Raw genomic sequence first — 25,310 nt, 5'->3', positions numbered from 1 at the left:
GGGGAAAGGAGGGGGGTACGCTACCCAAACTAATAATACTGTAATTAAGTTGTCAGAACACTAGTTTAACGCTCCACCCTTTCTTTGTGGCTCACTCCACATAAATCCCTTTACCCAATGGCTTTTATTTCCATCAAAGACCCTCAAAACCCCCAAAATCAACACATCATTAATATTGACAATGTGGTGAGCATCAAACGAGAAGTAAACCGACAGGCGCATGATGGTTACGAACATGTTGTTGTCATCGCACACACATACTCAGTGGCAACAACATTTACTTACCCTGACGAGGCAAGTGCAAAGAGTGGATATTCAGACATGATTAAGTACTTGGGAGTGGTAAGTTAAGCGCAAAGCTTACCGTAAGCGAGCACGCTTTGTGTTCCCCCTGTTTCAGCCCCGACCCTTCACGGTTGGGGCTTTTTTGTGTTCTTACCGGACCGGTTCATCAGGGCAAATCTATGGTACATGGCTTGTGGCATTTTTTAAACGGACCCCAGAGCAATGCTATGGCTTGGAAGTGGCGGGTGTGTGCAAGGCCGAGAGCGTAGAAAAACGGTTGATGAACCATTTTTTTCCTGAAATCAAACCTAGCCATTAACGCTCCTGTTTTTGAACAGAGCGAGTTTAAGCCAGTACCGTTTTCCTGAACGTAGTCATTACTTTCGGACCTATCGGACTGCCGGGGCCTTTTAATGAGCGGCTATCTTTGGCCTGCTCGCAAACTTGCTACCCGATGACGACCCTTCCGCAACACAGGAATGACATACTGGCTTCCAATCTTCTTTTTGGGTTCTGGATGTTCTCCTTGATAGCGGAGATTGTGCGGACCAAGGTGCTGCATGCGGCCAAGATGTCGCCGCTGCCTGCGGTGGTCATTGTTTATTCGGCGTACCTCGGCTTATACTACGCGGTCAGGCTCGGCAAGCGGTGGGCGAAGGTGACGTTAGCCGTTGTATTCGTGCTAACCATTATGGTAGGGGTAGTACAGCAGGTATTCGGCTACAGCCTGCTGGCAGCCGCCCAAGCGCAGGATTATCTCTACTTGGTCACATTTGCTTTGTCGTATGCCATTCCCGTGTGGGCATTGGGGCTGCTTTTCAAGAAAGACCAGGCACAACCGGCGGTATAAAGTGCTGCCCTTTCTGCCTGAACAGCGCGCGTTTACTCTCCGACCGTTTTCTTGAACTGGTACTTGGCGTGGCGCTTTGCTGCTTTCGCCCAGCAAAATCGACGAAATACAACGCTGGCCGAACGCATAAAATTTGCCGCCGACCGTGGCGACTTCACCGGCGCATCCGTGCTGATAATAGGCCCACTGATAGCAGCGAGGGACTAAAGTTGCCCTACTGCAACGGGCCGCCTGTTGCTGGCGGGGATGCGGTGCCAACTTGCTGATGGCTGCAGCCTTCATTTCGGTGAGCGAGTGGCGAGTGGCCAGGCCCGGGGGCCGGACCGTGCGGGTGCCGCCCAGCCAGGGCCCGGGGCGCGGCGGGTTGACAGCGCAAACACAGGAAGCTCTTCGCGCCACGGCCCCGTGAAAAGCGGGTGTTGCAACGCGCAGGGGAAGAGCACCCGGCCCGGGGCACGGCGTGCCGGGCAAAGCCTACGGCTTCAAGCGCACAATTGCCTTTAACTCCTTCACTTCAAAGTTTTTGTCTGCATCAATAAACCCCTTCATCAGGGCCGTGTGACTCGCGCCGGCCAGGATCATGACCTTGTCGTCCGGGGTTTCGGTGAGTTTCTGCACCAGCGAGTACATGTACAGGTTGCGGCGGTACCACTCCGCCACTAGGAACGGCCCCACGAAGGCGTCGGCCGTGCCGGCCCGGTTCATCAAGGTCAGGTAGAAGCTGTTGTCGAACGCCCGGCTTTCGGGCGTGTTCATGTCGAGCAGGACCTGGGTCAGGGTGTAGGTTTCGAGCTTTTTGTTGGTGCTGGCTTGGTACGTGGCCAGCTGGGAGGCCACGTCTTTGGCCAACTTTTCCTGGCGGGCCGCTTTCATCGCGTTCATCACGCTGTCGCCGGGAAAATCGGTCTTGTAGTCAATGGCGTGAATTCTCACCAGGTTTAGCTTTTTTCCTGCCCGAAAAGCCAGCTGAAAAATCTCGTTTTTCAGGTAAAAATCCCGCTGGGCGGGCTTGGGGTACTTGGCCGTCACGTAGGCCGCGTACGTGCCCCCCAGGTACTGGGCGTACAAGGCGTCCAGGTCGCGTTGCTCGTTCCAGGGCCATTCCACAAACACCTTGTCCGGGCGAAACAGGTGGATTTTGTCCGCGAGCGTTTCCAACTCGGCCTGCGCTTTCGGGGTCGTCACGTCGAAGGTGTTGACCTGGGCTACGTCGGCGCCGGGGTTGTTGAAGTGGAACGTGCCGACGAGCAGCACCTGCGTCGGCTTGGTTTGCGCGCAGCTGGCCCCCACGACGAAGTAGGCCAGCAGGGTAAGAAGCTTTTTCATGAAGCGGGTAGAGAAGTAAGGGGGGAAGTGTTCGCCTAAGGCGTGCTTGGGCGTTGCTACACCAACCGGGGAATCCGCCGTTTGCTGTTCGGTCCGTGGCTGTTGCAGCCCCCGCTAAGTAACGCAAAAAACCGGGTAAGCGGGCGCCGGTGGGCCGGTAAAAGGCTCACGGCACTGCCCCCTACCCGCGTGGTCCAGCTCGCAGGGTCCCCCGCCAAGCAAGGCCGCCGCGGGTTCTGCAACGGCCAGGACCGTTTGCGCGAACCCGAACACCGCCTTCGGGAGGTGGCCTCAATCTGCATCCCAGCAGAATGAAGCCCGAAAGGCACTGCTCAGAGTCTGCGGTCGAACCGGCCCAGGGTGATGGTGACGGTCTTGCCCGGGGTTTGATTGCTGACGGCGGTAAAGGCAAAGGTGCCGGCGGAAAGACCGTTTCGAACCTCGGCTTTGGTCAACACGACCTGCCCCGTGTGTTGGGCATCCGTCCCGTATACTTCCCGGCCCTGGTCGCGGAAGGAAACCGTGGCGTGGTTCAGGACCACGCGCGGGCTGCCCTGCGGGTAAAACGCCGTGGTCTGGTCCAACGCGTAGGGGCCGGGCCGTTGCCCGCGCACAAACAAGGCAATTTCAACGCCGCGGCCGTTCAGTTGCCCGTTTAGGGTCAGCGAATAGAGGCTGTCGAAGGCGAAGCCCCCGCCCAGGGCCGGCAGCGGCGCGCTCAGCACGCCCCCGCCGGAGGACCGGGCCACGAAGGCTTGTCCGTCCACCAAGCACCCGGCCGTGTTCTTGCCTTCCTGCGTTGCCGGGGGCAGCGCGGCCTCGGGGCCGTCTTTTTTGCAACCACTCCCCACCAGCAGCCCCAGGGTCAAAACCGGAATCAAAAACCGTGGAAAGGACACGTTGTGCATGGCTTGGGAGTGGGAATGGTGGCCCAAGGGCGGGCCGGTGCACAAACGTAGCGGGTCGAGGGGGCCCCGGCGAGCCAATCGGCGCATGCTTTCGACTTTTCCCTCGGCCCCATGCCCACTCAATAAACTTTGTTTTAAGGTGTTACAAGCTAATAAAAGGACATTAACTGGAACGCGGTACGCAGACCTTCAACTCGAATGCTCCTATTTTTGAACAGCGTGTGTTCAGGCCACCACCGTTTACTTGAACCGTGTGGGGCGCTGCACTCTGAGCACAACCGCCTAATATTGGGTACGGCCGAACGCCTTCGGTCTTCAAACGGCCTCATGAAAAAAAGTACTCCCTTCTTGGCCTTAGCGGGCGGTAGCTTGCTCCTCTTTGATCATCAAAACTCTGGCAAAACGGAGGTTGCGGCCCCTGAACTCTACCGCGTCTGCTGGCAGGATTCGGCCGTGCTGGAAGGCCTACCGCGGTACACCAAGGCCCACCAACTGAAGCCGCAGACCAGTTGCTTAACGCTGGCCTCGATGCCCGTACGGGGCGGCAAATGCACCTACATTTCCCACTTAGCCGTCCATCCCGGGGTCAATGACAACTATCCCAATTACTGGTTCAGAGCCGCCGGGTACTTGGTGTTGGTCTATGACCCGGTGTTTAAGTCCCTGTGCAACGAAGAGCAGCTCCGCCGCGAGGTCGACGCGCAATTGCGATTGAACCACACGCAGTTGATTATGCACCCCGCTATTTCGGAACCAGTGAGTTTGCGGGTGCTGGAACGCGGCACAAAGGTGGAGTACACCGACACCGATGAGTACCCGGAATTGAAATGAACCTGTTCCTTTCTTCAGCAGTGCAGATATAAACGCTCCTTTCGGTGAACGGGCCTCGTTTACCTAGCTACCGTTTCGCTAAACGAAAGCTGAAGGCTCGGAACACCGGGTAGTTGCCCTACCTTGGATCGCCAGCCCCTTCTCTGCCGATAGCGTGAACAAACCACTTCTCTTCGTTTTGATGGCCATGGTCCTGGGTGCCTGCGCTCCGGATCCGGGGTTCGACGGGAACCCGCGGGGCTTCATTGCGCGAGCCCGGACCCAGGACCTGCGCCTGTTCGACGACGTCTTTATAGAAGTCCGCAACGAACGCGACGGGCGATTCCATTACTATGACTCCCACACCTTCGTGCCCGGCGACACGTTGACGCTGCCCGCTTACGAATACTTCGACCAAATGCTCCGCGAGGACAGCACCTACTGGGCGGACATTTACCGGCTGGCCGAACGCGAACGCGTGCCAAAAGGCGCGGCACTGCAGCACGCCAAAACCTACGCCCGGGGCTTGGACCGCCTGTACCGCGCGTTGGGCGCCCTAACGGTGCGCGCGTCCCCGGACCCGAACGGCGTTATCACGTTTCTTCTCGGGCCCCAGTGCCGGGTGTTTTACCTAAAAAAGCCCGCCGCGCTCGACGCCCGGTGGCAAGCGTTTTTTCGCACAAAAAGGAAAGTGGAAGCGCAGTGGTATTACCACTGCCAGTAAGGACGTAAGAGCGGACAACGCTCCATACTCCGTGTCCAGACCGTTTTCCTAAACGCTCTTTCAACTGAACGGGCCTCGTTTAGCTTGGGACCGTTTCATTGAACGGCATATAGATTAACGCCATATTTGGCTGTCGAACCTAAACGCCCCGCCCATGATGCGTGCGATATTACTGATTAGCGCCGGCGTGTTGCTGAGCAGTGGCTGTCACCGGGCTGCCCTGACACCGACCACGGGTGCCTCATGCTCGGCGGAGCAGGCCCGAGCCGTGGCCTACCGGGCCTTCACGCGGCAAAAACAGCCGAACCAACTGGTGGTCACCTCCTCGGAAACGGATTCGACCTACGTGTTTGAGTTTGATTTAGCGGACCGGTACACAAAGGGGATAGAGGGCGGGGGCGGGCAAGTGGTCATATCCAAATCAGGCTGCCGCATCACGCGCCTCCGCCGCTATCAGTAATAAATTCCCTCGTTTCACTGAACGGGACAAGTTCAAGGGACGACCCTTTGTAAGGGAAAAGTGATTTTTTTTACAAAGGGTGATTGGCTTTGCAAAGAAAAATGAAGTTTCTTTACACAGCCAACGGGGCTTTATCCGTGGCGCTTTCGCGTTCCCTTCATGCCGACTGCCTGGCAACCGTCCGCCCTTCCGCCCACCGCCGAGCTGGAAACGCGCGCGGTGCTCAAAAAGCTGCCCGCCGCGCACCGGGCCCTGGCCGAACTTAAGGGCCTGGTGGCGGCCATCCCCAACGAGAGCATTCTGCTCGACACGCTGCCGCTACAGGAAGCGAAGGACAGCTCCGCCATTGAAAACATCATCACCACCCACGACGAGTTGTTCAACGCCGAACTCCACCTAGGCGACTCGCAGGCGGCCAAGGAGGTGCAGCGCTACGCGGCGGCCCTGCGCCTGGGCACAGCCCTGGTGAAGCAGTACGGGTTCCTGAGCACCAACCACATTGCCCAAATCCAGGAGGAACTCAAGCGCGACCGCGGTGGGTACCGGAGGTTGCCGGGCACCGCCCTGAAGAATCAGCGGGGAGAAGTCGTGTACACGCCCCCGCAGGACCCGGCCGTTATCCTCGACTTGATGGGCAACCTGGAGCAATACCTCAACGACGATTCCCTGCACGATGTGGACCCGCTCGTAAAAATGGCGGTGCTCCACTTTCAATTCGAGAGCATCCACCCCTTTTACGACGGCAACGGCCGCACCGGGCGCATCCTTAACATCCTGTACCTGGTGCTGAAGGGCTTGCTCGACATCCCCGTGCTCTACCTAAGCCGGTTCATCACCCAGCACAAAGCCGACTACTACCGCCACCTGCAAGCCGTGCGCGACACCGGGGAGTGGGAGCCGTGGCTGCTGTACTTGCTCACGGGCGTCGAGCAAACGGCCCGCGAGAGCATCGTGCTCATCACGGCCCTGCGCGCCCTGATGCAGGAAACGAAACAGCGGCTGCGCCCCTACAAGTTCTACAGCCAGGACCTGCTCAACAACTTGTTCCGACACCCCTACACCCGCATCGAATTCGTGCAGCAGGAGTTAGCAGTGAGCCGGCCCACAGCTGCTGGTTATCTGAACAAATTGGCTGAGGACGGCGTGCTGGTCAAGCAAAAGCACGCCAACTCCAACTACTACGTCAACCAGCCCCTGTTCGAGCTGCTCGCCCAACTGGGATAACCCGCGCTGCTAGGCGGGAGTGGACGCCACGACACCGGAATAGACTTTCAAAATCACCGTTTCGCTGGACACCCAAAGCAGTAAATATGAAAGGCATTTTCAGCTTCTTACTGGCCAGTATGTTCTTGCCACACGTCGAGCGGCAAGACGAAAAGCACGTATACCTGATAACCGAAGTAGAGCGACTGCCCCAGGTTATCTATGAAAAGAAAGTGTTGAGCATCAACGCCTACCTCCGCACGGCTTTTCACTGGAAACGAGGCATGGATGAAGGTGAAAAAACAGTGTTCTCTTATGTAGTTAGCGCCAAGGGGCAGGTAACTAACCTGCGCGTCCTTGAGCATCCACAGGTTTGTTCATTATGTGAACAGGAGCTCCTTCGCCTTATGAAGGCCATTCCGCGCGTTGTGCCTGCTCAAAGGGCCGGTAAATCGGTTGCGGTTAAAATGACAACCATTTATCATTTTGAAGTTGCGGGCTCCGGAAAGTGGGAATGATAAGCGTCAATACCGTAGCACTAATTGGCTCCTTTGCCTGAACGGCAGCAATCAGCCCGGCACCAGGTGGCCAGCTGGCCCCAATAGGGCAAGGCGAGTTTAAGAAACTCGTCTACGATTCAAAGTTTACGAAACGGGCCAGAGGGATGAGTTTCGTAAACTGATAATTCCAGCGCATAAGCAACTAGTTAGGGCCGCCCCGCTTGGGCTGCCATTGGCCCCAGAGGAGAGCGTGGTGCCACGATGTGAAGCCATTAGACTTCCACTCGCAGCTCGCCCCGCAAGCCCAACGCTATGTACCGCTGTAGCGCACGTGCTGAAACGGTAACGCCATCGGCGCGGTGGTGGCTTGGTCCTTTACCCAAGTGCGATGGCTGTGAATGACCGGACTCCCTTATCTTGGCCAGAGGCGACGTGGTTCCGCCGCCCATTTATGAGTCTGCCCATGTGCCTTCGATATGGTGTGCTCATCGCACTCAGTTGTCTGCTCCACTTCAGCGCTTGCCGAGGCAAGAAAGACCTGAGCAACTTGCAGTTTCGCATATTCTTCCCCGATGTGGACGATGATATCAGGTTCGATCACCCACCGGCGGCGCCCGGCTTGAGACAGGTGATCCGGTACCAGGGGGGGCGACCCATGGACATTGTCGCTTACAACCGGCAAGGGCAGGTCGTTTTTCATCACCAGAAGCAGTACGTGGGCGATTTCTGGCCAGGTGGTTACATTACCATGATCACCGGCTACGTTTACGAAGGCGAACGGATGAGCCGCGTCTACGAACTGCACTCCAATGCGGGTTTTAAGATTAAGGACTACAGCTACCCTTGGTTGGGCTGGCAGGTACAGGAATATGCGCGGAGAAACACCTGCGATCCGGAAACCGAACTCAAGAACCACAACCGCTTCCGCTACATTGAAGCCATCACCAGTTGGAAACAACTGGTGGAGCATCCAAAAATACAGGAGTTAGAAACGAGGGGGGTGAAGCGGCTCCTCAATACGCGAACGTTTGGCTTGGATAGCCGACTCGATCGGGATGTCTACCAAGAGGGCAGCGAGCCCATCTGGGAAGCCCGTCTGGTCTACAACTCGCAGCAGCAACCCGTGCAGCAACGCGCCACCCGTGGCGGAAAGCTGGACCAAGTCATTACCCTCGCGTATGATAAAAACGGCCGCTTGAGCCAGGCGCTGGAAACCGGGCCCGCAGGAGATACGGCCCAATGGCATGTGTATCGCTATAATGCCCGCGGTCAGGTGCATACACGGTTTGAACTGAGAGATCCACCAGAGGCTTCAACCGCAGGAGGTGCACGGTACCATTTCTTAAAGCTTGCTTTTCAATACACTCCCCAGGGGAACGTGTCGAAGTGCACCGCTTCGGACCTTGTCGTAAAGAAGGAATGCGGCTTTTCCTGTCCCGGTCAACTTCTTGAAGAACGAGCGTACCAGTACAACGCGCAGGGGTACATCCTAGAGGAGCAGACCTGCGATGCCACGGCCGAAAAGTGCACAACAAATAGGTATCACTACTCTTACAGCTATTATTAACAGTCACGAGTGATACAGTTTATTAGTCATAAATTTAAATGATCAGATTCCTGAATGCCAAAGTGCACCCCAGAAAAGTACACGTTCAGCAGACAGGGGTAGTGGGGGTAAAAACCGCTCTTATTCCAAGGTGGCTCTTATAACTAGCATTATGGTAAGGGACAAATCCCAGACGAGGGAAAGAGTGGTTGCACTCCCCCACTGCCCCCAAAATCCTGTTTACCCAGGCCCGAAAAAGCACCTGGTTTTGAGTTTCCGAAACTCATCCAGCCCTGCAATGGCCTGCTGGCACCTGATACTGGGCCGCTGCCAGGTGTTCACCGAAAGGAGTGGTATAAGGGTGGCAGTTCTATGGAATTACCGGTACCCAAACCGGTATCGCAGCCCAAAACTGCCCCCGCCCGCTAGGAAGGCGCCGGAGGCGGGGTCGTGACGGCCCGCTTGAAAAATAGTTTGCACGTCTTTGTTGAGAAGAAATTCGGCCGTGGCCTGCACCCGGCGGCGGCGCCCAAACGCGTAGCTGGCGTCGAGGCCCAGGGTGGCATGCAGACCGAAGGCCCGGCGTTGGAATTCAAAGGTTTCCTGGGCAGTAAGCTGGCGATTGGCAATGGCGTATTCCCGGAACGTTACCGTGGACCACACGGGCACCAGGCCGCCCACTCCGGTGAATTGCACCCGGCGCAGAAAGGAGGGGGTGAGCGCATAGCGCACCAGGACGGGCAGCGCCAACCCGCGTTCTGTGAGCACCTGGTTGGGCACAGTGAAGGGGCCTTCGGCAGTATTGAAGACCGTGCCTACGGGCTCTTCGTTGAAAGTCTCGCCGTACTGAACACCTAGCTGAACCGCAAAACGCGGCGCCACGTGATAGCCCGCGTACAGATAAGGCACGGGTCCTGCCGAAACGTACTGGGCGTAGCTGCCGTAGCCGTCCCGGGCGGACGCCGGATAGTTCGTTGTTTGCGTTTCGGTGGGGGAAGTTCTGATGACGGGGGCCGGGTAAGGGTTCTGCTCTGAATAGCGCACCCGGTAGAAGTAACCGCCTATTGAGGCTCCCGCGTAATACCGGGGCTGTAGCGACACGACTTCGCGGGCGGGTGCCCGTTCGCTGGCATGCTCCGGCGGCTGGGCCCCCAGTGTGAAGCCGATGCGCAGGCTACTGCCCAGGCCCACCACGGGCTTTCCGGCCAAGAGCAGGGCCGCCGCGCCGATGTTGGCGTCGACGAAGCCGTAGCGGCCCAGGCGCCGCTGCAGGCCGTAGAGCAGGGCGACGTCGGCCGTCGCAAACCGTCTCCTATCATTTTGGTACAGGAAGAAGGGGGTTTCGTGGGCCTCTTTGCCCCAGCCGGCCCCCAGCGCAACCGACAGGTAGTTGGCTGAAAAGTTGCCCGCATAACGGCCCTTGCGAAGGCGCTGCTCCCGGTTGTAATAGTAACGCCCCGCAACCTGGCTCCGCACGCTCAGGCCCCGGCGGCTCTGCGGGCTGAATTCGGACCGATAGCGCCCCAGTGCCGGGCTCACCTCGCCCAGCACCGACCACGCCGGATCGTTCAGCTTGCGCTCGTAGGCAAGGTGGAAACCGTACCGGGTATAGTAGCTATCGGGGCCAAAGGCAGCCGTAAAAAGCTGGACGTTGTTCAGGCCCAGCTTCCACACGTGGCGCTGCTCCTCCTGCACCCGAAGTGGCGCGTCGGCGGCCGGCGGCCGCCGCGCTTCCTCCCCGTATTTCAGGTCCGTAGTGTTGGGCGTGGTTTGGGCGGAAGCCCGCCCGGCAGAGCCCGCCAGCAAGCCAACGCAAAGCAAAAATTGCCAGCCACGAAAAGGGGAGAGCGTCTTCATTGAAAAATCAGAATGGCGTGGAGAGAGGTTGTATTTGCCAGGTCAGCGGCGCGTAGGAGGTATTTACCCGCACCAGGGGCTGCGCAATAGCGGTCGGCTGGGTGGTCAGTGCGGCGCGGGCAGTCGTGATTTTTTTAGCCGCCGCGTAGGCCGGCGGCACGCTGAGCTCGCCCTGCAACACCTGGAGTTGGTAGGTGAACCGCTCGGGTTCGGCGGTGCTGATAACTATCTGCGTGCGATCCGCTTCCACCGTGAGCTTGCGCAGGCCCACCGCCGGTTGCACCTGAATGCTGCCGTAGTAGTTGCGCACCAAGCAAGTCCCCCCCAACTCCCGCAACTGGATGGCCGATTTGCTGGCTTCGCAGGTGAAGTTGGCCTGCACGTTGGTGGCCGTCAGGTCGGCGTAGCGGGCGGTGACCGCAAGCGTGCCGCGCAGGTTACGCAGCGTAACCTGCCCAAAATTTTGCGTCAGCTGCTGCGAGCCGTGCAGGTCCGCGAGCGAGGTGTGGCCGTAGGCATTCACCACTTGCAGCGGATTGCCGGCGGGCATCAGCACGGTATACTCGGCACGCAGGTCGCTGCGCACGGCGGGCGCCCCGGCGGGCAGCACAAACAGGTTAATCAAGTCCAGCTTGTTGCCGGCTTGCTGAAGGCGGTACTGGGCCACGGGCAGGTCCTGCACGGCGACGGCGCGCTCGGCGTGCCGGGCGCTGAGCTGCAGGGTCACCTGCACGGTGGGCCGGTCCCAGCCGCGCACCCGCACCGTGGCCTTTTCCGCCCGAATGCGCACGACCGTGCCGGGTGGACAATTCCAGGTTTGCTCCAGGGTACGGGTCACTACCTGGACCGGCTGCTGAGCCCACGCGATGGGCACGGTGAGCAGCCCAAGCAGCATGGTCCAGGCGCCCGTACGCCACGCTGCCCAGCACGAGTGAAAGGGGAAGTTCATGAGATGAGGAGTTGAACCAGTTGGCGGGTGAAAGAAGCCTTCAAGGTGACGAGGCGCGCTTGCTCCCGAAGCAATTCGGGAGAGGAGCCAAAGCGGTACGCCGCCTGGCGCAACTGTACTTCCTGGCTTTCCAGCTCCTGCAATTGGGTGCGCAGGCTGCGGAACTGCTGGGATTGGCACACCACGGGCTGCGACGAGCAGCGGGTGTCAATGAAGGACAACCCTTGGAGCTCCAGCGGGTCGGTGACCGGTGCAGGGAGCGACGGCGCGCCGGCTTCCTCGCTGAACGTCACGGTTTCGCGGGCCACAGTGGGTCCCGACGCAACGGGACGTAGTTGCCACCATATTCCCAGCAGCAACAGCAGGCTCGCGGCCAGCGCCAGCGCCCGGTGCCCGGTGCGGGCGGGCCACAGCGGCCGTAGCACCGCGGGCGGACGGGGCGCTACGGCCGCTGTGGCCGAATCCAGTCGAGCGGCAATGGCGGCCCAGAGGTCGTCGTCGGGCGCATGCCCTGGAAGCGTCGGCCAGGCGGGGGGGCGCGCCGACTCGGCTGTCAGCCGGGCTTCGATGCGCGCCCAAGTGCCCGGGTCGGGTTCGTGGGCCGGCAGATGGGCCAGGGCCCGCCGCAGGTTGGGCCCGCCAGGTTCGGGGGTTTCTAAGTTCTGGCTCATGGGTATACGTACTGAAGTTTGCGCTGGAGCGTGCGTTTCGCGTGGTGGAGCTGCGACTTGCTGGTGCCTTCGGTTATGCCCAGCAGTTCGGCCACTTCGCGGTGGGCATAGCCTTCTACTTCCACCAGGCAGAACACCGCCCGGTAGCCAGCGGGCAGTTCCCTGATGGCTTGGTCCAAAGCCTCGCCCGTGAGCTTGTCATGCCAAGCAACGACGGGTTCGGGGTGGAGCGCTTGGTCATATAGTTCCGTGCGCTGCTCGCGGCGGAGGGTGCGTAGGGCCCGCCGAACCACAATGGTTTTCATCCAAGCGCCCAGCGCGGACTGCTGCTGAAAACTCGCCAAGCCCTGGAAAATATCGACAAACGCGTCCTGCAATGCATCCTGCGCGGGGGCCCGCTCGCCGAGAATCCGCAGAGTGCACGAAAACAACGCCGTTTTGTACCGCTCGTACAGGCGGTGCTGCGCCTGGCGGTCTTGCGCTAGGCAACCGCGCAGCAAGTGCTGCTCTTCGAAAGACAGGGGCGTTGGCGAGTCGGACACAAACCTTATTAGTTTCTTTGCTTCAAAGTGCCGGGCCGGGCCGCAATGGTTGGTCGGGAAGGCAGAAATAATTTCACCCGCAGCAGGGAGCAGGCACCCGCATGGGTCGAATGGCGCTGCTGGGGGCGGAGCCGGGGTTTTAAAGTGCGCTAGCCCCTTCGCCCAAGTGTGGTTGCCTCCACCAAAAGCGTGGGCTCCTGCGGCTGATTGGTCGGCCGCTGATTGCGGCAATGGCTCGGTGCCGTCGTCACTAGGAAGAAGTTGCTAGGCGGGCCCTTCTTGCCTTCGTTCGAGAGCTGCGTCCTCACTTCCCTTGGGGAGGTGTTGAACCGCGTGGCAACGTTCTCGCCGGACGTTGGCCCCCCGGAACACCACCAACCGGAACTGCCCTTGGCGGCCCGACGCCGCGAAGCGGTGCTCAAGGCATTATTTGGGTTCGACTGCTGGCCATCAGCGGGGGGACTTGCCCGGCAACGACCGAGTAGGTGGTGCGCTCCGCCACCTTGCCATCAAGCACCAAGTCACACGTAACCTCATACGAGGTCCTAGCAGCCGTGGGAAGCGCCTGCTCCTCCCATATGGTTACCGTAACGTAGGGGCGAAGGGTGCCGGGATGGGCCGCAACGCGCGAAAGGAAAGCTTCTTGAGCACTATCGCGGACCACCGGGTCGTGTAACTCAACCGTAGGAGGCAATAGCCGGTAACTCGTCGGGCCGGTTTGACCAACCCGCTCGTACTCTACCAGCAGGTTGAGGGCCTGGGGTAGCCCTTGTGAAGCCCCACCCCCCGGCCTGACCTGATAGCGCACGGACACGGTATGGGTGCTGAGGAAGGCGACCGGTGCGGGCTGCCGCGGCTGGGGCGTTTCTTCCGGGTGCCCGCAACCGATGGACAAACACGTCATAGTGGCGAGCACGAGCATTCGCGGACGAACTAACTGCAGCATAAGAGGCGGAAAAAAGGGGGTGAATAGCGAGAAAAACATGGTCTTAAATGAGTGCTCTCGCCGGTAGCCGGGACGGTAGCGTAGTCTTAGACGGGCACGGCATTACCTGCTGTCGAATGTTGTAGAGCCAGGGTGCGTTCTGCTAATAGAGCACATCGCGCGGGCTTAGCATACGGGGCAAGGCGAATCGCCTAAGGGGGTGTTGCTCAAAGTGCGCAGCGGAGCGCAAAAGGTTGGTCACGGCAGAAAATATTATCTGCTTGTTGTGAGTATCTGTGAGGTGGTCCATTTAGGCTGGACGGTTTAAGATAATGGTTTGAAGCAATTGTTGGTGAGTGCAATACGGCGTCTGGTAGCCAGCGCCGAAGTGCTGGTAATTGTGATTGTACTAGTCAAAATAGTCGGCGATGCTGACTTGCGCGTCGACCAAGTCGGCAAAAACGGGCCACTCGCGGAGTTTGAGCACCTCCGTTTTGAGCCGGGACCAGCGGCTTTCGGCTTGGGTCGTACCCGGCAGGGCATTATCGTAGCAGTCGCCCTACCGGGTACGACCGCGGCGGCTCTGCGAGCGCAGGGCCCCGTGGTCATGGAGCAGGGCGCGGTAGGTGTTGCCGCCGTACTGGCCGCCCTACCGGGTACGACCCCGGTCGGAGTGGACGATGAGGCTTGGGGTAGGCGGTTGGGCGAAAAAGGCCCGCTGCAAGGCCGTGGTGACCAATGCTTCCGGCATGGTGGCCCCCGCATGCCAGCCCTACCGGGTACGACCCACCACGTGCTTGGTGCCCATGTCCTGAAAGGCGCACAGATAGGCCCAGTCGCCGTTGGCCAGCGGCAAGTACGTGCTGTCGGACACCCCCACCTGGTTGGCTCGGGTAAGCTTGGGTTGGTCCAGCCGGCGGTTGGGGGCGCAGCGCAGCCCGTGCGTGGAATCGGGCGTGCGCGGGGTGTAGGCCTTGGGTTGCAGGGCGTGCAGGCACTCCCGGCGCATGACCTGGCGGCCCACCCGGCGCCCATTCCAGCGCTACGCGACCTGCAACCGGCGGGTACCGTAGCGACGCTTATGGTGCCGGAAGGTCTTGACCAGCGTTGTTTCCCACGCCGGCGTGGCGGCCCCCACGGCCCGCTGCTGGCCTGCTTGCCAGGCGTAGTAGCTGCTACCCGGTACGGTCACCTGGCAGAGCCGCCGCACCGGGTAGTAGCCGCGCTCGGCGGCAATGAAGCGGTAACGACTCATGGGGTCGGGATCACGGAGACGAGGACGATGGCTTTTTTAAAAATGGCTAGCTCCTGCGCCTGCCACTGGGCCAGGGCCCGCAGCTGGCGCAGTTCGGCCGCCGTGTCCGGGTCCAGGGATGCCCCAAAGCGGCCGCCACCGGCGTTTGGGCGTTCTTTTGCCATTGGCAGAGGCGTTTCGGGTCGATGTTCAGGGCCCGGGCGGCCGCCTGGGTCGAGCGGCTTTGCTCGGCCAGACGCAGCGCTTCGGCGCGGAAGGCCGCATCGTACTTGCGGCGTTTGTCGGGTTTTGGGGTGTCTTTCATGACGAAGGAAAGATACCACCCTGTTCTGTCCAGATTAACTAGGCCACCTCAAGATACCACCCTGTTCTGTCCAGCATAACTAGACCACCTCAGTCTACGAAGATGCCCGAGGAGGAAAGCGCGTCGAATTGTATTTCCTGCAAAAGCGGGAGCTTTCACTTCCGTTGGAAGCCCTCCAAGAGACGTTGCAACTGGCGCATGAAAAGTTGTGGCCCCCAACGGAGCCACAGTAATGTTAGCCTTCCGAGTTCAGCGAAAGGGTCGGAATGGCATCATTGTCCATTATTGGCCGCTAGGGACCGGTGCGGTGGCTATGTGCTGATTATACTCGGTCACAATGCTGACTAGGTCGCGGTAGTGATAGCCCGAGTCGCCCCGCGCCACTTTTGCCGCCAGCGCGGGCGCGTCGGCCAGGTACTGGCTCATCTGCGCGCCAAACGCCGCGCGTTGCACCTGCTGCAATTGGCCATTGCGGCGTACAAAAAAGTGGCTGTTGGTGTAGGGAATGGCGGTGTGCAGGATGGCCCCCGGCACGGGAATGGGCAACGGCGCGCGCTGTTGCTCGGCTTGCAAAAACAACTCCACCGGGCCATTGGCCATGCGCTGGGCCAGGATTTTTGCCTTTTTTTGCCCGTCTATGCGCATGGTTTCGAAGTAGTAGGGGCCCGCTTGCAGGCGGCGCACGTCCTCCACCCGCGCTGTGTGGTACGCGGGGGTGGGCTTGGCCTCGGGCGGGGTGAAGTAGTAGTCAAAGGGAAAATCCATCCCGGGGTACTGGGTAAACACCGGAAAATAGGCGTGCACTTCCCGCCCGTCCATTAGCGTCAGGGTGCCCCAGGCAAAGAGCAGTGCCTTGTTGATGACGTGCAGGGCCGTGTCGGCCGCCGGACCGCTTTGGACCGAAACCGATGCCGCGCCCGCCGGGGCCTGCTGGGCGTGGCTGGCAAAAGGGAGCGAAAGCAAGGCGGCGAGTAAACCGATTTTCATGCGAGAGGGGGAAAGGAAAATCCGAATGGCGGCGTTCACGGGCGCTGCGCCTGCGACGAAATGCCGCAAGGTAAGAGGCTGGATAGCAAACCGAGGATGGTACCTTCGCTCAAAAGACTGCGATGATTACGCTCGCCCCCCTGCAACCGGAAAACGGCGCCTGTTTCTACCCGTGGATTGGCGACCCCGAAGCCATTCGCTATTCGCTGTCCGCGTTCCAGGCGATGAAGACGCCGGCGCAGATTGACCACTGGTTCGCGGCGACTTTACGCGATGAGAAGAGCCTCAACCTCGGTATTTACCTGGAAGCGACCAACGCGTTGATTGGCTACGCGGGCCTCTCGAACCTGTCGGCCACCAACCAATCGGGCGAGTACTTCATCTTCATTGGGGAGAAAGCCCACTGGGGAAAAGGGGTGGGCACGGCCGTGACGAAAGAGGTGCTGCGCCTGGGCTTTGCTGTGCACGGGCTCAATCGCATCATGCTCACGGTTTCGGAACCGAACCGGGGCGGCGTCAAAGCCTACACCAACGCCGGGTTTGTGGTCGAGGGCCGCCTGCGCGCGGCCTGCTGCCGCGACGGCCTGTTCCACGACAAAATCGTGATGTCGGTCCTAAAGGCAGAATGGCAGCAAGAAAAGGGGCCAGTGGTCTAAGAAAACGGTCCCAAGGTAAACGAGGTGCGTTCAAAGTAAGGAGCGTTCAGGAGGACGAAGCAGTTATTTGTTTGAGATGAACAGGGTATCCGATTTGACCGGCACCCACCGGTTCTGTTGTTTGACGGCATAGCCCTTGATTTCCAGATTGCCCTTGTAGCCGTGCAAGGAGAAGCTATAAGGGAGCGTGTCCTTCTCCACGTCGTACACATTGTACCCGTATTTCGGGAGCGCATCCTCCCCAAGCCGCGCCACCATCCGCGGGTTTTCGGGCAAGTGGTCCCACATATCCAGCAAAAAGGTCGGGGTGTCTTTTCGCTGCCAGTACAGGCCAAATTCAGACAAGGCAATACACAGCGCCAACACGCCCCCGATGATGAGCAGAATTTTCTTAGTCGAGGGGATATTCATTGAGGTCAGCAGCAGTCGTCGGCAAAAAGGCAAACCACCCAGAAGCCCACAAAATTAGTCCCGTTGCTTCCGCCTCCTTACGTTCAGGAAAACGGTGGCTGTTGCAGAACCTCATAAACAGCGCAGGCGAGCGACAACGGGAACGAAAAAGGAATGTGGATTGCCTTCCTGGCGTGGTTCGGCCCGTGGCTGCCTTGCCAAACAGTGCCGCATGGAGTCCTGCAACAGCCACGTTCATACAGCTAGACAGTACCGGAATCAATCTCAATTTAAATAATCAAGAAATCTTGAATTAGCATAAAGCAACGTTCGAAGCCTTAAGAGGCTCCCTACTTTTGTAGGGCTTCGCTTCTTGCATATGCGGGCCACCATTTTTTCTGATGCGCCTTTTTTCTTTGGTTTTCCGTGTGCCGCTCTGCTGGCTGTTGCTATTTGTTGGTGGACTGCAGGGTTTGTCGGCCCAAGCCCAGGTCGCCGCCTTCACCCAGGCCCAGCTGGTGGGCACGCCGGTGGGTAGCTTCGACCGGACGGCCTTGTTCGACCTCGCGGTCGACGCGGCCGGCAACGCGTACGTCACGGGCTCCTTTACGGGAACGGTCCGCTTCGACTCTTTCCTGCTCACGGCGCCGGCCGCCCAAGGCGGTTTTTCACCCACCGCCGCGTACGTAGCCAAAATTGACCCGGCCGGCAATTTCCTGTGGGCGGTGCAGAGTACGGGGGCCCCGGCCATGGGCACCAGCCTCGTGCTGGACCCGGCCGGCAACGCCACCGTGGCCGGGGTGTACGGAAGCGGCACCGTGGCCTTTGGCAACGTGAGCCTGGCCAACCGGACGCCTGGTAATACCCCGCCCGCGCTGCACCCCGCCGACGTGTTCGTCGCCCGGCTGGATGCCCGCGGCAACTGGCTGGGCGCGACCAGTGCGGGCGGCCCCGGCAACGACCTGGTTAACGACCTGGCCCGCGACCCGGCGGGCAACCTGTACCTGACGGGCTCTTACACTGACAGTCCCCGGTTTGGCAGCACGGTGCTGCCCGCCGCGCCCAACGCCCGCCCCAAGATGTTCGTGGCCCGGCTCAACCCGCCGGGCACCTGGCGCTGGGCCGTGCACAGCAGCGGGGCTTTGGACGAGGCCGGGGCCGCCGTGGCCGCCGACGCCCGGGGCCACGTCTTCGTGGCAGGCACCACCGACAGCCCCACCACTTCCTTCGGCGCCCTGAGCCTGCCCGGTCCGTCCGGGTTTGTGGCCCGCCTCGATTCCAGCGGCATCTTCCAGTGGGTAGTGCCCAGCGGCCACCTCCGCGGCCAGGTAATCCAGGGCGGCTACCAGATTGGCGTGGGCACAGGCACGCGGCGCCTGGACCTGGCCCTGGACGGAGCCGGCAACCTGTACCTGGCCGGCGCATACAACGGTGCCAGCGCCCGCTTCGGCACCACGGTGCTGACCAATTCCACGGGGGTGACCACGGAAGGGGTCGTGGCCCGCCTGGACCCCGGAACCGGGGCCTTTCGCTGGGCCGTTCCGGTGCGGGGCAACCCCGCGGGCACCAGCCTGTACGAGGCCTGCAGCCGGCTAGCCATAGATGCCCGCGACCAGGTGTACGTCACGGGCACGTTCAACAGTTCTTCGGTCGTCTTTGGCGCGACGGTGGTGCAGAATCCCAACGCCAACGGCCACATCTTCCTGGCCAACCTCGACTCGCAGGGCAACTGGAGCTGGGTGCTGCCGGGGTTCACGTCGAGCGTGGGCATTACGTCTTTCCATAGCGGCCACGCCCTGGCGATAAGCCCGGCGGGCGAGCCGGTGCTGGGCGGCGTCTTTGGCAGCACCCTTCGCCTGGGCCCCACCCTGGCCCTGCAAGGCAACTACGTGGCGCAAGGCTTCCTGGCTCGTGCCCAAGCCGGGCCGTCGTTGCTGGTGGCCGGCGACACCGTGGTTTGCAACGGCGGGCAGGTGCAGCTCCGAGCCGTCACCACGGGCACGGTCACGGGTTACCGCTGGAGCACCGGGGCCACCACGGCGGCCATCACCGTGACGCAGCCGGGCACCTACTCCGTCACGGTCACCTTTGCCGGCGGCATCGCCCAAACGCTGTCGTACCGGGTGCAGGCCCTCACGCCGGTGCTTGCCATCGGCGCGAGCAGCCCCCGGCTGTGCCCGGGCGCTGCGGTCACGCTGCAGGCCACGTTCTCGGGTGCGCCTGCCCTGCGGTGGAGCACGGGCAGCGCGTCGGCCAGCATCACCGTGACACAGCCCGGCACTTACACCCTGACGGCCACGTACGGCTCGGGGTGCCAGGTCACGGCCCGGCACGAAATAAGCGCCAACGCCCTCGCCATTACGGGCCGCCTCCAGCTCTGCCCCGGCCAGGGCACGACCCTCACGGCCACGGCCACCGGGGCTGCCGTCGTCAGCTACCGCTGGAACACCGGGGCCACCACTCCCACCCTGCGCGTGGGCCAGGCGGGCACCTACACCGTTGGGGCCGTTCTGGCCGACGGCTGCGTCGTCACCGCCCGGCACACCGTGGGCCCGCCGCGGGCCGTGGTCGCCTCGGTTTCCGGCGACACTCTGCTCTGCCCCGGTACCCAGCTGCAACTCACTGCCCTGAACTCCGATGCCTTAACCTACCGCTGGAACACGGGCGCCACAACGCCCACCGTGCCGGTGACTGCCCCCGGCACCTACGCCGTGCTGCTGACCTACGAGGGCGGGTGCACCAGCCGCGACTCGCTGCAGGTGTACCCGGCGCCCGTGGCCCCGGCGTTCACGCTCGGACCCGATACAACGCTGTGCCTGGAGCAGCCGCTGCGGTTGCAGGCGCCCGCGTTCGAGGGCCCCGGGGTGGTCCGGCGCTGGTCCGACGGCAGCAGCGGCCCCAGCCTGCTGGTGCGCGAGCCCGGGACCTATTCTTTGCAATTCACCACGCCCTGCGGCACCCGCACCGCGAGCCGGCGGGTGGCCTACGCCAGCTGCCTGCGAATCCCCAACGTCATCACGCCAAATAACGACCAGCGCAACGACCGGTTCGTCGTGGAGGGCCTTACCCAAGGCGACTGGGACCTGACGCTCTACACGCGCTGGGGAAAGCAGGTGTACCACGCCGCTGCCTACCGCCACGACTGGGGCGGGGACGCGGCGCCCGGCACGTATTATTACCTGTTGCGCAACGCGACAACGAACGTCATGCACAAGGGATGGTTGGAAGTAATCCGGTAAGTTGCGCAGTTCACTTAAACGGTGGAAAGAAGAAAAAGCCGCTGCCGCTAGTGCCGCACCAGCAGCTTGCGCGTGGCCGGGGGCTGGCTGGGCCAGCTTAGCTCGCACACGTAGAGGCCACTGGCCAGGGCGGTGAGCGGTAGCGTGAGCGTGCCCGCCAGACGGGCGGGCACGGGCAGGCGGTACACGTCCCGGCTCAGCACCTCCATTTCCGTGGGGCCGAGGGCCTGGATGTTTTCCTTGGTGGGCTGTTGGGTAATCAGACTGGAAAGCGCCGTCATGGGCTGCCCGGGAAAAGTGAGGCAGTACGTCACTTCCTCCCCGTTGTCTTTGACGTGAAACGAGCGCAGCAACCCGGAGCGAACGTACACAAACTCGGCGCAGACAGTGCCGGCCCGAATCAGGAAATCACCCTTCTGGAGCAGCTTCGGCCTCTTCAAGCCATCCAACTGGACCAGCTCCGCTTCAGTCAGGATGTGCAGCGATTGGAAGAATGAGTTCATCGGCTGGATTTTGATGGAATTTGATAAAATGGTAGAGACAAGCGCTTGCTCCCGTTTCGATTTGAAACGGACACAGGATGAGGCAGGCTAGCTAAGCAAGGAACTATTAGGACGTGGATGTATAAGAAGTTGGGTGAGGGTAATAGGTAACAAAGGACGGAGTGTTGGCACGCGTCGTTGTAGGAGGCAAACTAGTGCATAAATAATGACAGGTTTGGGCGCACACCTCAATTTTAATGCTGGTTCAGTGTCGAGTCAGCAAGACTGTCCAACGTTCTTTTACACGCACTGAGTAGGTCCATAGGATCGTTCCCGCGTTGCTCAACGAGTTCTGCAACACCACTACACCTTTTTGAATCTAGGTTAGATGCACTGGTTGACTTTAGGGCTAAATTGGTTCGCTTTGGGACGGCCCCCAGCGGACTCATCGCCCTGGTGGTCGTTGGACCAATCCTGCTGGCCCCACTGCTGAAGGGCATCGATAATGGTGAGCAGGGCGCGGCCCTTGGGCGTGGGCGTGTAGTGAATTTGCGTCGGGACGGTGCTTGCCACCGCTGTCTTTTCGACCAAGTGCTCGCTGACTAAATCGCCCAGGCGCTGACCCAGCACCTGGTCCGACAAGGTCGGAAAGACCTGTTTGAGCCGGCTGAATTGGGCGACCCCGTGCGCAATGCGGTGCAAGAGCTCCATTTTCCACCGGGGGCTAATCTCGTGCAAGACCTCATTGACCGAGCACCCCTCCGATAAAACCCGGCGATTCTGCGCGTTGGTGGTACCTTCTTTCAAGTTACTGGCCATCGGGAGAGCGGAGAAATAGGCGGCTCACTTTCGGGTGAGTTATTGTAGTGGGAGCGCGCAACAGGGTCCTTTGCAGCATGAAACAATCACCGTTTAAACAGGAAGGCATGTCCCCTGGAGAAACCACCAAAGAGCTTTTTCGGCGGTTCGCCGCGAAAGACGCGCCTGAAAAAATAGCCGCGCTTTTCTCGGAAAATGTCGACTGGTACGTAGCCGGTGACACGGAAGTCGTGCCGTGGATCGGTCGCAAAACGGGGCGTGTCGGCGTGGCTGATTTTTGGCGGCAGATTGAGGAACATCTTGATAATCAGCATTTCACTATTTCGGACTTCCTTTCCAAGGGCAGCCGGGTCGTTGTCATCGGGGAACTGGAATCGAAACTGCGCGCGACGGGTCGCCTTATTCCTACGGAGTCTGTGTTCGATCTCCAGGTTGTCGAAGAGGAAATCACCCGCTTTCGCATGTTCGAAGATACGCACGCCGTCGCGCAAGCCTTCGTTGGATCGGAATCGAAACCACCCCAGTCGTCAACCAACTGAAGAGCATCAACAGTTTGATTGTCAGCACCTCTTTTACATGCTGCAAACGACGCCTTACAACTTGTGAAATGAAGGGAGCCACAATCTGTGGCCTAGTGGGTCCGAAAGGTCCACCTTTCTGGGCCCACCGAGGCAGCGCTAGTTGGTGGTGGTACGCCTACCGAGTGGCCATCCGTCTAACCTTTGTACCAAACTTTTAACCAAGGCTAATTGTGTCCGGCTTAGCTAGACCACTTCACCTTCTCCTCACTGCTCCCTACATTCTATTTAAGACTACCGGTGGACTGGTCATTGCTTTTGGCAAGGTCAGTGGGGCTGGGGCGGTGTTCCAGCAAATCGGCGGGCTGGCAGTCAAGCGCCTGGCAAATGGCAGCCAGCGTACTGAAGCGCACGGCCTTGGCCTTGCCGCTCTTTAGGATCGACAGGTTGGCCAGGGTAATACCCACGGTTTCAGCTAGGGTACTGAGCGACATTTTGCGGCGAGCCAGCATCACGTCGAGGGTGACGAGGATGGGCATCAGATTACGAAGTCCGCTTCCTGGCTCAGTTCGACGCCGCGCCGGTATACAGCGGCAATGACGAACAACATAAACCCAACCTGGAGCCCGGGAATCAGGTCCTCGGGGCTCAACTGCACGTACCGGTTGAGCGCGTGCGCTACGCCCGCTGCGCGAAAGGCGGGCACTAAGTTCAGTACGCTTACCTGCGCTACATAGTCCCACAGGTTCAGGCCCAGGATGAGGAAGGTGAGCTGGGCCAAGCGCCGGGCGTTAGCCTGCATAAACGGCGTTTCGGGCGTCACATCCTGTAGCAGTCGCAACAGCAGCCAACTTCCATAAATCCAGAAGAGCAGCCCCGGCAGCGACAACTCGCCCGGTAAGGCCCCCAAGCAGAGCAGCGCTACCCGCCTCCAGGCGCTGGGCTCCTGGTAGCGGAGCAAGGGGGCAGTGGGATTGGCTACTAAATCAAATTGTTGACTGGGAGCCAAGTGCATGGGGGGGAGTTGATCCCAATCCGTGCGGGGATGGGACTTGGGTTTGGAGCCGTCTTCCCATCCTGCCTGCACCCCGTACCAGAAGCTGAACGCCGCTCGCTGATTGGTGTGCAGGCTTAGCCGCACTTCCTGGTCCGCAACGGCAACGGCATCGGCCGTACGCCCCAGTAAGGTGAGGACAAGACCCGCGCCAGCAACCAGAAAAATAATGGCCATAAAACGGAGGAGTCGAAGCATCCACAGGAAAGAGGTAGTCACAAGGGGCGCTGGGGAAGTGAAGTATTGGCCCAAAGAAACAAGATTTATATTGATAAACAATAAATAAATATCGATTATCAAAAAATACTTTCTGATAATCGATGATAAGCACGCTGTGCGTAGAAAGGTATTCTGTTCGCTGGGCTCGCGCTGGATTCAGCGCATCAGCTACCTGACATATGGGGGGATAATTGCCTGATAGTCCAGACTGAACTGGCGCTATCCACGCAAATGACCCGAAGACGCCGGTTGTCTAAGCGGTTTTTCAACACTTTTTTGGAAGCTGTTCGGTAGTAGACAGACGAGTTTATAACGTTTACAGAACGTGCGTTCGGCAAGCGTTAACGCAGGAGCCGGCGAGGCTTAGACGGGGTTGATTAATGCCGGTGTGGTGCGCCACCAGAAGACCAGTATCTTGCCCGCTCAAGCGTTGGCTTTTCGTTTCTGTCCGCGCACGCCCTCGCCAAAGCCCCCCGCGCCGGCGCCACTCGGCATGAACGAACATGAAGTACCTCGCCGAAATTTTCGCCACGACCATCACGCTGGCAGGCGAGGTGCGGGTAAGATTTGGCGTCCGCCGGCGCACCGACCCGGCGGACACGGTGCGCGGCCGCTTCTTCCTGCTGCTGGACGAGGGCGACCCGTTATTGATCGGCGAAGTCGTCTACACGGTGGCCTTCCTCACCCAGGCGCACGAGTACGTGCGCACCGCCTACTTGGGAGAGGATGCCGAAAAGCTGCTGAATCGCTTTGCGCAGGACGCCCCCGACTCGTAACCCCGGTCCCTTCGGGTCTCGCCACCTCTACGGCATCCGCGACACCGGCCACTGCTCGGGGTGGCGCAAGAGTAAGAACAGAAATTCCCATTAAGGAAATTTGAGCAGACCCAGTGCCTCAGAAAGCGTCCGTTTTAAGTTGTTCAAGGCAGTTTCGAATGGCAAACAGCTTTTGCCCTACGGATGCGTCTCGTTTGGCTGTCTCGCTAATCAACGACTCTTGTTGACTACGATAGATGACTTATTGAAACAAAAGCATTTCCTCAGGGCTAAACTTTGACGCTATGAGAGGCCTATCGGGGATTTTTGTTCTTACTCTCGCGCTGCCCCATTAACTCCTACCTTGAAGTGTGGTCTGAAGCGTGAGGACAATCAGCACCAGAGCTAATTGAGGGTAGCGGCGATACGCCAAAAAGCGAGCAACAAAATCACCGTTAACGTGAACGATTGGCTACCTTGCTCGTTGCATGGCTAACATTATCAAAACCACCGTGTGTCTGGCGGGGTGCCTGCTGGCAGCCGTGGGTTTCCAGCACTTTACAGCTAGCCCCGTGGTCTTATTTGCTTCTTTTCACCCGGTGGCCGGCAGCGGCGACTGGCTTGAATTACGGGCCAATGGGACCTTCAACTACACCAGCGCCGGTTTGTTTTCCGAAACCATTACTCATGGGCGCTATACCCGAACCAACGGCCTCATCCGATTGGACCGGTTGCCAAAAGACGGGGCCCTGCTGCGCCATACGCTATTGGTGAGCACTTCCCCTGCTTTTGAGACGGGGAAGGGAATCTGGCAGGTCGGGCCCACGGGCCGCATCGATTCCACCTTAGCTAGTGGTCTGACAGTTTAGTTTTGAGTTTTTTCTTTGGTCAGGTCGGCGTACCTGTTTTTCAAGGTGTCGCGGGCCTTCTCGGTGGTGAAGGACCAGTTCACTTTGGTCGCAGCGGCATTTCGATGGGCTTGCCAAATCAGGGCCTCTTCTTCGAGTTGCTGCGCGCTGCCAATGCGTCGGTCCAGGCACTGCCGGGAAAGGGCGGAGAATTCAATTTCCGCCATG

28 protein-coding genes and 1 pseudogene are annotated in these 25,310 nt (G+C 60.0%); 13 read left to right on the top strand and 16 right to left on the bottom strand.

The features are described 5' to 3' along the window. The first annotated feature begins 117 nt into the window (after positions 1–117). Together IEW17_RS18125 and IEW17_RS18120 are read left to right on the top strand one after the other, a co-directional pair. Positions 118–351 carry a hypothetical protein gene (locus IEW17_RS18125; RefSeq protein ID WP_188563475.1) on the top strand — a complete coding sequence of 78 codons (234 nt, stop codon included), beginning with the start codon at positions 118–120 and terminating at the stop codon, positions 349–351. 388 nt (positions 352–739) lie between these two features. Then, positions 740–1,135 (top strand): hypothetical protein, encoded by a 396-nt coding sequence (locus tag IEW17_RS18120; protein WP_188563474.1) that lies wholly within the window; start codon positions 740–742, stop codon positions 1,133–1,135. A 474-nt stretch (positions 1,136–1,609) separates the two neighbouring features. Here IEW17_RS18120 and IEW17_RS18115 read toward each other — a convergent pair whose 3' ends face one another. Beyond that, entirely contained in the window at positions 1,610–2,461 is an 852-nt protein-coding gene (locus tag IEW17_RS18115) for a DUF5694 domain-containing protein (RefSeq protein ID WP_188563473.1), read from the bottom strand. A 332-nt stretch (positions 2,462–2,793) separates the two neighbouring features. Then, positions 2,794–3,369 (bottom strand): Riean_0653 family protein, encoded by a 576-nt coding sequence (locus IEW17_RS18110; protein ID WP_229749116.1) that lies wholly within the window; start codon positions 3,367–3,369, stop codon positions 2,794–2,796. A 327-nt stretch (positions 3,370–3,696) separates the two neighbouring features. Here IEW17_RS18110 and IEW17_RS18105 point away from each other — a divergent pair, with 327 nt between their 5' ends. The 6 genes from IEW17_RS18105 (at position 3,697) to IEW17_RS18080 (ending at position 8,633) form a co-directional block, all read left to right on the top strand. Next, entirely contained in the window at positions 3,697–4,200 is a 504-nt protein-coding gene (locus tag IEW17_RS18105; protein ID WP_188563471.1) for a hypothetical protein, read from the top strand. Between the two features lie 154 nt (positions 4,201–4,354). Next, complete coding sequence (locus tag IEW17_RS18100; RefSeq protein WP_188563470.1) at positions 4,355–4,903, top strand: hypothetical protein; 549 nt, start codon at positions 4,355–4,357, stop codon at positions 4,901–4,903. Positions 4,904–5,057: 154 nt separating this feature from the next. After that, the gene (locus tag IEW17_RS18095) at positions 5,058–5,363 is read left to right on the top strand and encodes a hypothetical protein (RefSeq protein WP_188563469.1); all 306 of its coding nucleotides are present in this window, start codon (positions 5,058–5,060) and stop codon (positions 5,361–5,363) included. A gap of 159 nt (positions 5,364–5,522) precedes the next feature. Continuing rightward, complete coding sequence (locus IEW17_RS18090) at positions 5,523–6,587, top strand: Fic family protein (protein ID WP_188563468.1); 1,065 nt, start codon at positions 5,523–5,525, stop codon at positions 6,585–6,587. A gap of 86 nt (positions 6,588–6,673) precedes the next feature. Beyond that, positions 6,674–7,084 (top strand): energy transducer TonB, encoded by a 411-nt coding sequence (locus tag IEW17_RS18085; protein WP_188563467.1) that lies wholly within the window; start codon positions 6,674–6,676, stop codon positions 7,082–7,084. Positions 7,085–7,517: 433 nt separating this feature from the next. Next, the gene (locus tag IEW17_RS18080) at positions 7,518–8,633 is read left to right on the top strand and encodes a hypothetical protein (RefSeq protein ID WP_229749115.1); all 1,116 of its coding nucleotides are present in this window, start codon (positions 7,518–7,520) and stop codon (positions 8,631–8,633) included. A 357-nt stretch (positions 8,634–8,990) separates the two neighbouring features. Here the strand turns inward: IEW17_RS18080 and IEW17_RS18075 are convergent, their stop codons facing one another. The 8 genes from IEW17_RS18075 to IEW17_RS18040 form a co-directional block, all read right to left on the bottom strand. After that, positions 8,991–10,469: a hypothetical protein gene (locus IEW17_RS18075; RefSeq protein ID WP_188563465.1), complete on the bottom strand. Its 1,479-nt coding sequence runs from the start codon at positions 10,467–10,469 to the stop codon at positions 8,991–8,993. Positions 10,470–10,476: 7 nt separating this feature from the next. Then, entirely contained in the window at positions 10,477–11,418 is a 942-nt protein-coding gene (locus tag IEW17_RS18070) for a hypothetical protein (RefSeq protein ID WP_188563464.1), read from the bottom strand. Beyond that, positions 11,415–12,089: a hypothetical protein gene (locus IEW17_RS18065; RefSeq protein ID WP_188563463.1), complete on the bottom strand. Its 675-nt coding sequence runs from the start codon at positions 12,087–12,089 to the stop codon at positions 11,415–11,417. The genes IEW17_RS18070 and IEW17_RS18065 overlap by 4 nt, the downstream gene beginning before the upstream one ends. Further along, a complete protein-coding gene (locus tag IEW17_RS18060; protein ID WP_229749114.1) occupies positions 12,086–12,631 on the bottom strand; it encodes an RNA polymerase sigma factor in 546 nt (181 codons plus the stop codon). The genes IEW17_RS18065 and IEW17_RS18060 overlap by 4 nt, the downstream gene beginning before the upstream one ends. Positions 12,632–14,328: 1,697 nt before the next feature. Further along, on the bottom strand, positions 14,329–14,565 hold the full coding sequence (locus IEW17_RS18055) for a hypothetical protein (RefSeq protein ID WP_188563462.1): 237 nt from the start codon (positions 14,563–14,565) through the stop codon (positions 14,329–14,331). 33 nt (positions 14,566–14,598) lie between these two features. Beyond that, positions 14,599–14,811, bottom strand: a complete 213-nt coding sequence (locus tag IEW17_RS18050; RefSeq protein WP_188563461.1) for a hypothetical protein — start codon at positions 14,809–14,811, stop codon at positions 14,599–14,601. Between the two features lie 46 nt (positions 14,812–14,857). Then, positions 14,858–15,115 (bottom strand): transposase, encoded by a 258-nt coding sequence (locus IEW17_RS18045; RefSeq protein WP_188563460.1) that lies wholly within the window; start codon positions 15,113–15,115, stop codon positions 14,858–14,860. Between the two features lie 282 nt (positions 15,116–15,397). Then, entirely contained in the window at positions 15,398–16,102 is a 705-nt protein-coding gene (locus tag IEW17_RS18040; RefSeq protein ID WP_188563459.1) for a hypothetical protein, read from the bottom strand. Between the two features lie 122 nt (positions 16,103–16,224). Between IEW17_RS18040 and IEW17_RS18035 the strand changes: the two genes are divergently transcribed. Next, the gene (locus IEW17_RS18035) at positions 16,225–16,758 is read left to right on the top strand and encodes a GNAT family N-acetyltransferase (RefSeq protein WP_188563458.1); all 534 of its coding nucleotides are present in this window, start codon (positions 16,225–16,227) and stop codon (positions 16,756–16,758) included. A gap of 63 nt (positions 16,759–16,821) precedes the next feature. Here IEW17_RS18035 and IEW17_RS18030 read toward each other — a convergent pair whose 3' ends face one another. Then, positions 16,822–17,169: a hypothetical protein gene (locus IEW17_RS18030; protein ID WP_188563457.1), complete on the bottom strand. Its 348-nt coding sequence runs from the start codon at positions 17,167–17,169 to the stop codon at positions 16,822–16,824. Between the two features lie 380 nt (positions 17,170–17,549). On the opposite strand from IEW17_RS18030, the gene IEW17_RS18025 reads away from it, so the two are divergent. Further along, a complete protein-coding gene (locus IEW17_RS18025; protein ID WP_188563456.1) occupies positions 17,550–20,387 on the top strand; it encodes a T9SS type B sorting domain-containing protein in 2,838 nt (945 codons plus the stop codon). Positions 20,388–20,434: 47 nt separating this feature from the next. Here the strand turns inward: IEW17_RS18025 and IEW17_RS18020 are convergent, their stop codons facing one another. Both IEW17_RS18020 and IEW17_RS18015 read right to left on the bottom strand, forming a co-directional pair. Beyond that, positions 20,435–20,890: a Crp/Fnr family transcriptional regulator gene (locus tag IEW17_RS18020; RefSeq protein ID WP_188563455.1), complete on the bottom strand. Its 456-nt coding sequence runs from the start codon at positions 20,888–20,890 to the stop codon at positions 20,435–20,437. Positions 20,891–21,253: 363 nt separating this feature from the next. Next, a complete protein-coding gene (locus IEW17_RS18015) occupies positions 21,254–21,688 on the bottom strand; it encodes a winged helix-turn-helix transcriptional regulator (protein ID WP_262891849.1) in 435 nt (144 codons plus the stop codon). 77 nt (positions 21,689–21,765) lie between these two features. Here IEW17_RS18015 and IEW17_RS18010 point away from each other — a divergent pair, with 77 nt between their 5' ends. Continuing rightward, entirely contained in the window at positions 21,766–22,227 is a 462-nt protein-coding gene (locus IEW17_RS18010) for a nuclear transport factor 2 family protein (RefSeq protein WP_229749113.1), read from the top strand. Between the two features lie 263 nt (positions 22,228–22,490). Here the strand turns inward: IEW17_RS18010 and IEW17_RS18005 are convergent, their stop codons facing one another. After that, entirely contained in the window at positions 22,491–22,745 is a 255-nt protein-coding gene (locus IEW17_RS18005; protein ID WP_188563453.1) for a helix-turn-helix domain-containing protein, read from the bottom strand. Beyond that, entirely contained in the window at positions 22,745–23,437 is a 693-nt protein-coding gene (locus IEW17_RS18000; RefSeq protein WP_188563452.1) for a DUF2975 domain-containing protein, read from the bottom strand. The genes IEW17_RS18005 and IEW17_RS18000 overlap by 1 nt, the downstream gene beginning before the upstream one ends. A gap of 545 nt (positions 23,438–23,982) precedes the next feature. On the opposite strand from IEW17_RS18000, the gene IEW17_RS17995 reads away from it, so the two are divergent. Both IEW17_RS17995 and IEW17_RS17990 read left to right on the top strand, forming a co-directional pair. After that, positions 23,983–24,255: a hypothetical protein gene (locus IEW17_RS17995; protein ID WP_188563451.1), complete on the top strand. Its 273-nt coding sequence runs from the start codon at positions 23,983–23,985 to the stop codon at positions 24,253–24,255. A 467-nt stretch (positions 24,256–24,722) separates the two neighbouring features. Beyond that, positions 24,723–25,103, top strand: coding sequence for a hypothetical protein (locus IEW17_RS17990; RefSeq protein WP_188563450.1), 381 nt, complete (start codon positions 24,723–24,725; stop codon positions 25,101–25,103). On the opposite strand, the pseudogene IEW17_RS17985 reads toward IEW17_RS17990, so the two are convergent. Then, positions 25,100–25,310, bottom strand: a pseudogene (locus tag IEW17_RS17985) (IS630-like element ISMae25 family transposase); the annotation flags it as partial. The gene IEW17_RS17990 and the pseudogene IEW17_RS17985 overlap by 4 nt on opposite strands.

This window comes from Hymenobacter frigidus (genome assembly GCF_014640435.1).
In the GTDB taxonomy this organism is placed as follows: Bacteria; Bacteroidota; Bacteroidia; order Cytophagales; family Hymenobacteraceae; genus Hymenobacter; species Hymenobacter frigidus.
The sequence above is the reverse complement of the archived record's forward strand: the minus strand, read 5'-3'. Positions and strand labels throughout refer to the sequence as shown.

Bases quoted from the DNA above. Each gene is read 5' to 3' on its own strand.
- IEW17_RS18125 (WP_188563475.1), top strand. From the start codon at position 118: ATGGCTTTTATTTCCATCAAAGACCCTCAAAACCCCCAAAATCAACAC.
- IEW17_RS18120 (WP_188563474.1), top strand. From the start codon at position 740: ATGACGACCCTTCCGCAACACAGGAATGACATACTGGCTTCCAATCTT.
- IEW17_RS18115 (WP_188563473.1), bottom strand. From the start codon at position 2,461: ATGAAAAAGCTTCTTACCCTGCTGGCCTACTTCGTCGTGGGGGCCAGC.
- IEW17_RS18110 (WP_229749116.1), bottom strand. From the start codon at position 3,369: ATGCACAACGTGTCCTTTCCACGGTTTTTGATTCCGGTTTTGACCCTG.
- IEW17_RS18105 (WP_188563471.1), top strand. From the start codon at position 3,697: ATGAAAAAAAGTACTCCCTTCTTGGCCTTAGCGGGCGGTAGCTTGCTC.
- IEW17_RS18095 (WP_188563469.1), top strand. From the start codon at position 5,058: ATGATGCGTGCGATATTACTGATTAGCGCCGGCGTGTTGCTGAGCAGT.
- IEW17_RS18090 (WP_188563468.1), top strand. From the start codon at position 5,523: ATGCCGACTGCCTGGCAACCGTCCGCCCTTCCGCCCACCGCCGAGCTG.
- IEW17_RS18085 (WP_188563467.1), top strand. From the start codon at position 6,674: ATGAAAGGCATTTTCAGCTTCTTACTGGCCAGTATGTTCTTGCCACAC.
- IEW17_RS18080 (WP_229749115.1), top strand. From the start codon at position 7,518: ATGAGTCTGCCCATGTGCCTTCGATATGGTGTGCTCATCGCACTCAGT.
- IEW17_RS18075 (WP_188563465.1), bottom strand. From the start codon at position 10,469: ATGAAGACGCTCTCCCCTTTTCGTGGCTGGCAATTTTTGCTTTGCGTT.
- IEW17_RS18070 (WP_188563464.1), bottom strand. From the start codon at position 11,418: ATGAACTTCCCCTTTCACTCGTGCTGGGCAGCGTGGCGTACGGGCGCC.
- IEW17_RS18065 (WP_188563463.1), bottom strand. From the start codon at position 12,089: ATGAGCCAGAACTTAGAAACCCCCGAACCTGGCGGGCCCAACCTGCGG.
- IEW17_RS18055 (WP_188563462.1), bottom strand. From the start codon at position 14,565: ATGCGCCGGGAGTGCCTGCACGCCCTGCAACCCAAGGCCTACACCCCG.
- IEW17_RS18050 (WP_188563461.1), bottom strand. From the start codon at position 14,811: ATGAGTCGTTACCGCTTCATTGCCGCCGAGCGCGGCTACTACCCGGTG.
- IEW17_RS18045 (WP_188563460.1), bottom strand. From the start codon at position 15,115: ATGAAAGACACCCCAAAACCCGACAAACGCCGCAAGTACGATGCGGCC.
- IEW17_RS18040 (WP_188563459.1), bottom strand. From the start codon at position 16,102: ATGAAAATCGGTTTACTCGCCGCCTTGCTTTCGCTCCCTTTTGCCAGC.
- IEW17_RS18035 (WP_188563458.1), top strand. From the start codon at position 16,225: ATGATTACGCTCGCCCCCCTGCAACCGGAAAACGGCGCCTGTTTCTAC.
- IEW17_RS18030 (WP_188563457.1), bottom strand. From the start codon at position 17,169: ATGAATATCCCCTCGACTAAGAAAATTCTGCTCATCATCGGGGGCGTG.
- IEW17_RS18025 (WP_188563456.1), top strand. From the start codon at position 17,550: ATGCGCCTTTTTTCTTTGGTTTTCCGTGTGCCGCTCTGCTGGCTGTTG.
- IEW17_RS18020 (WP_188563455.1), bottom strand. From the start codon at position 20,890: ATGAACTCATTCTTCCAATCGCTGCACATCCTGACTGAAGCGGAGCTG.
- IEW17_RS18015 (WP_262891849.1), bottom strand. From the start codon at position 21,688: ATGGCCAGTAACTTGAAAGAAGGTACCACCAACGCGCAGAATCGCCGG.
- IEW17_RS18010 (WP_229749113.1), top strand. From the start codon at position 21,766: ATGAAACAATCACCGTTTAAACAGGAAGGCATGTCCCCTGGAGAAACC.
- IEW17_RS18005 (WP_188563453.1), bottom strand. From the start codon at position 22,745: ATGCCCATCCTCGTCACCCTCGACGTGATGCTGGCTCGCCGCAAAATG.
- IEW17_RS18000 (WP_188563452.1), bottom strand. From the start codon at position 23,437: ATGGCCATTATTTTTCTGGTTGCTGGCGCGGGTCTTGTCCTCACCTTA.
- IEW17_RS17995 (WP_188563451.1), top strand. From the start codon at position 23,983: ATGAAGTACCTCGCCGAAATTTTCGCCACGACCATCACGCTGGCAGGC.
- IEW17_RS17990 (WP_188563450.1), top strand. From the start codon at position 24,723: ATGGCTAACATTATCAAAACCACCGTGTGTCTGGCGGGGTGCCTGCTG.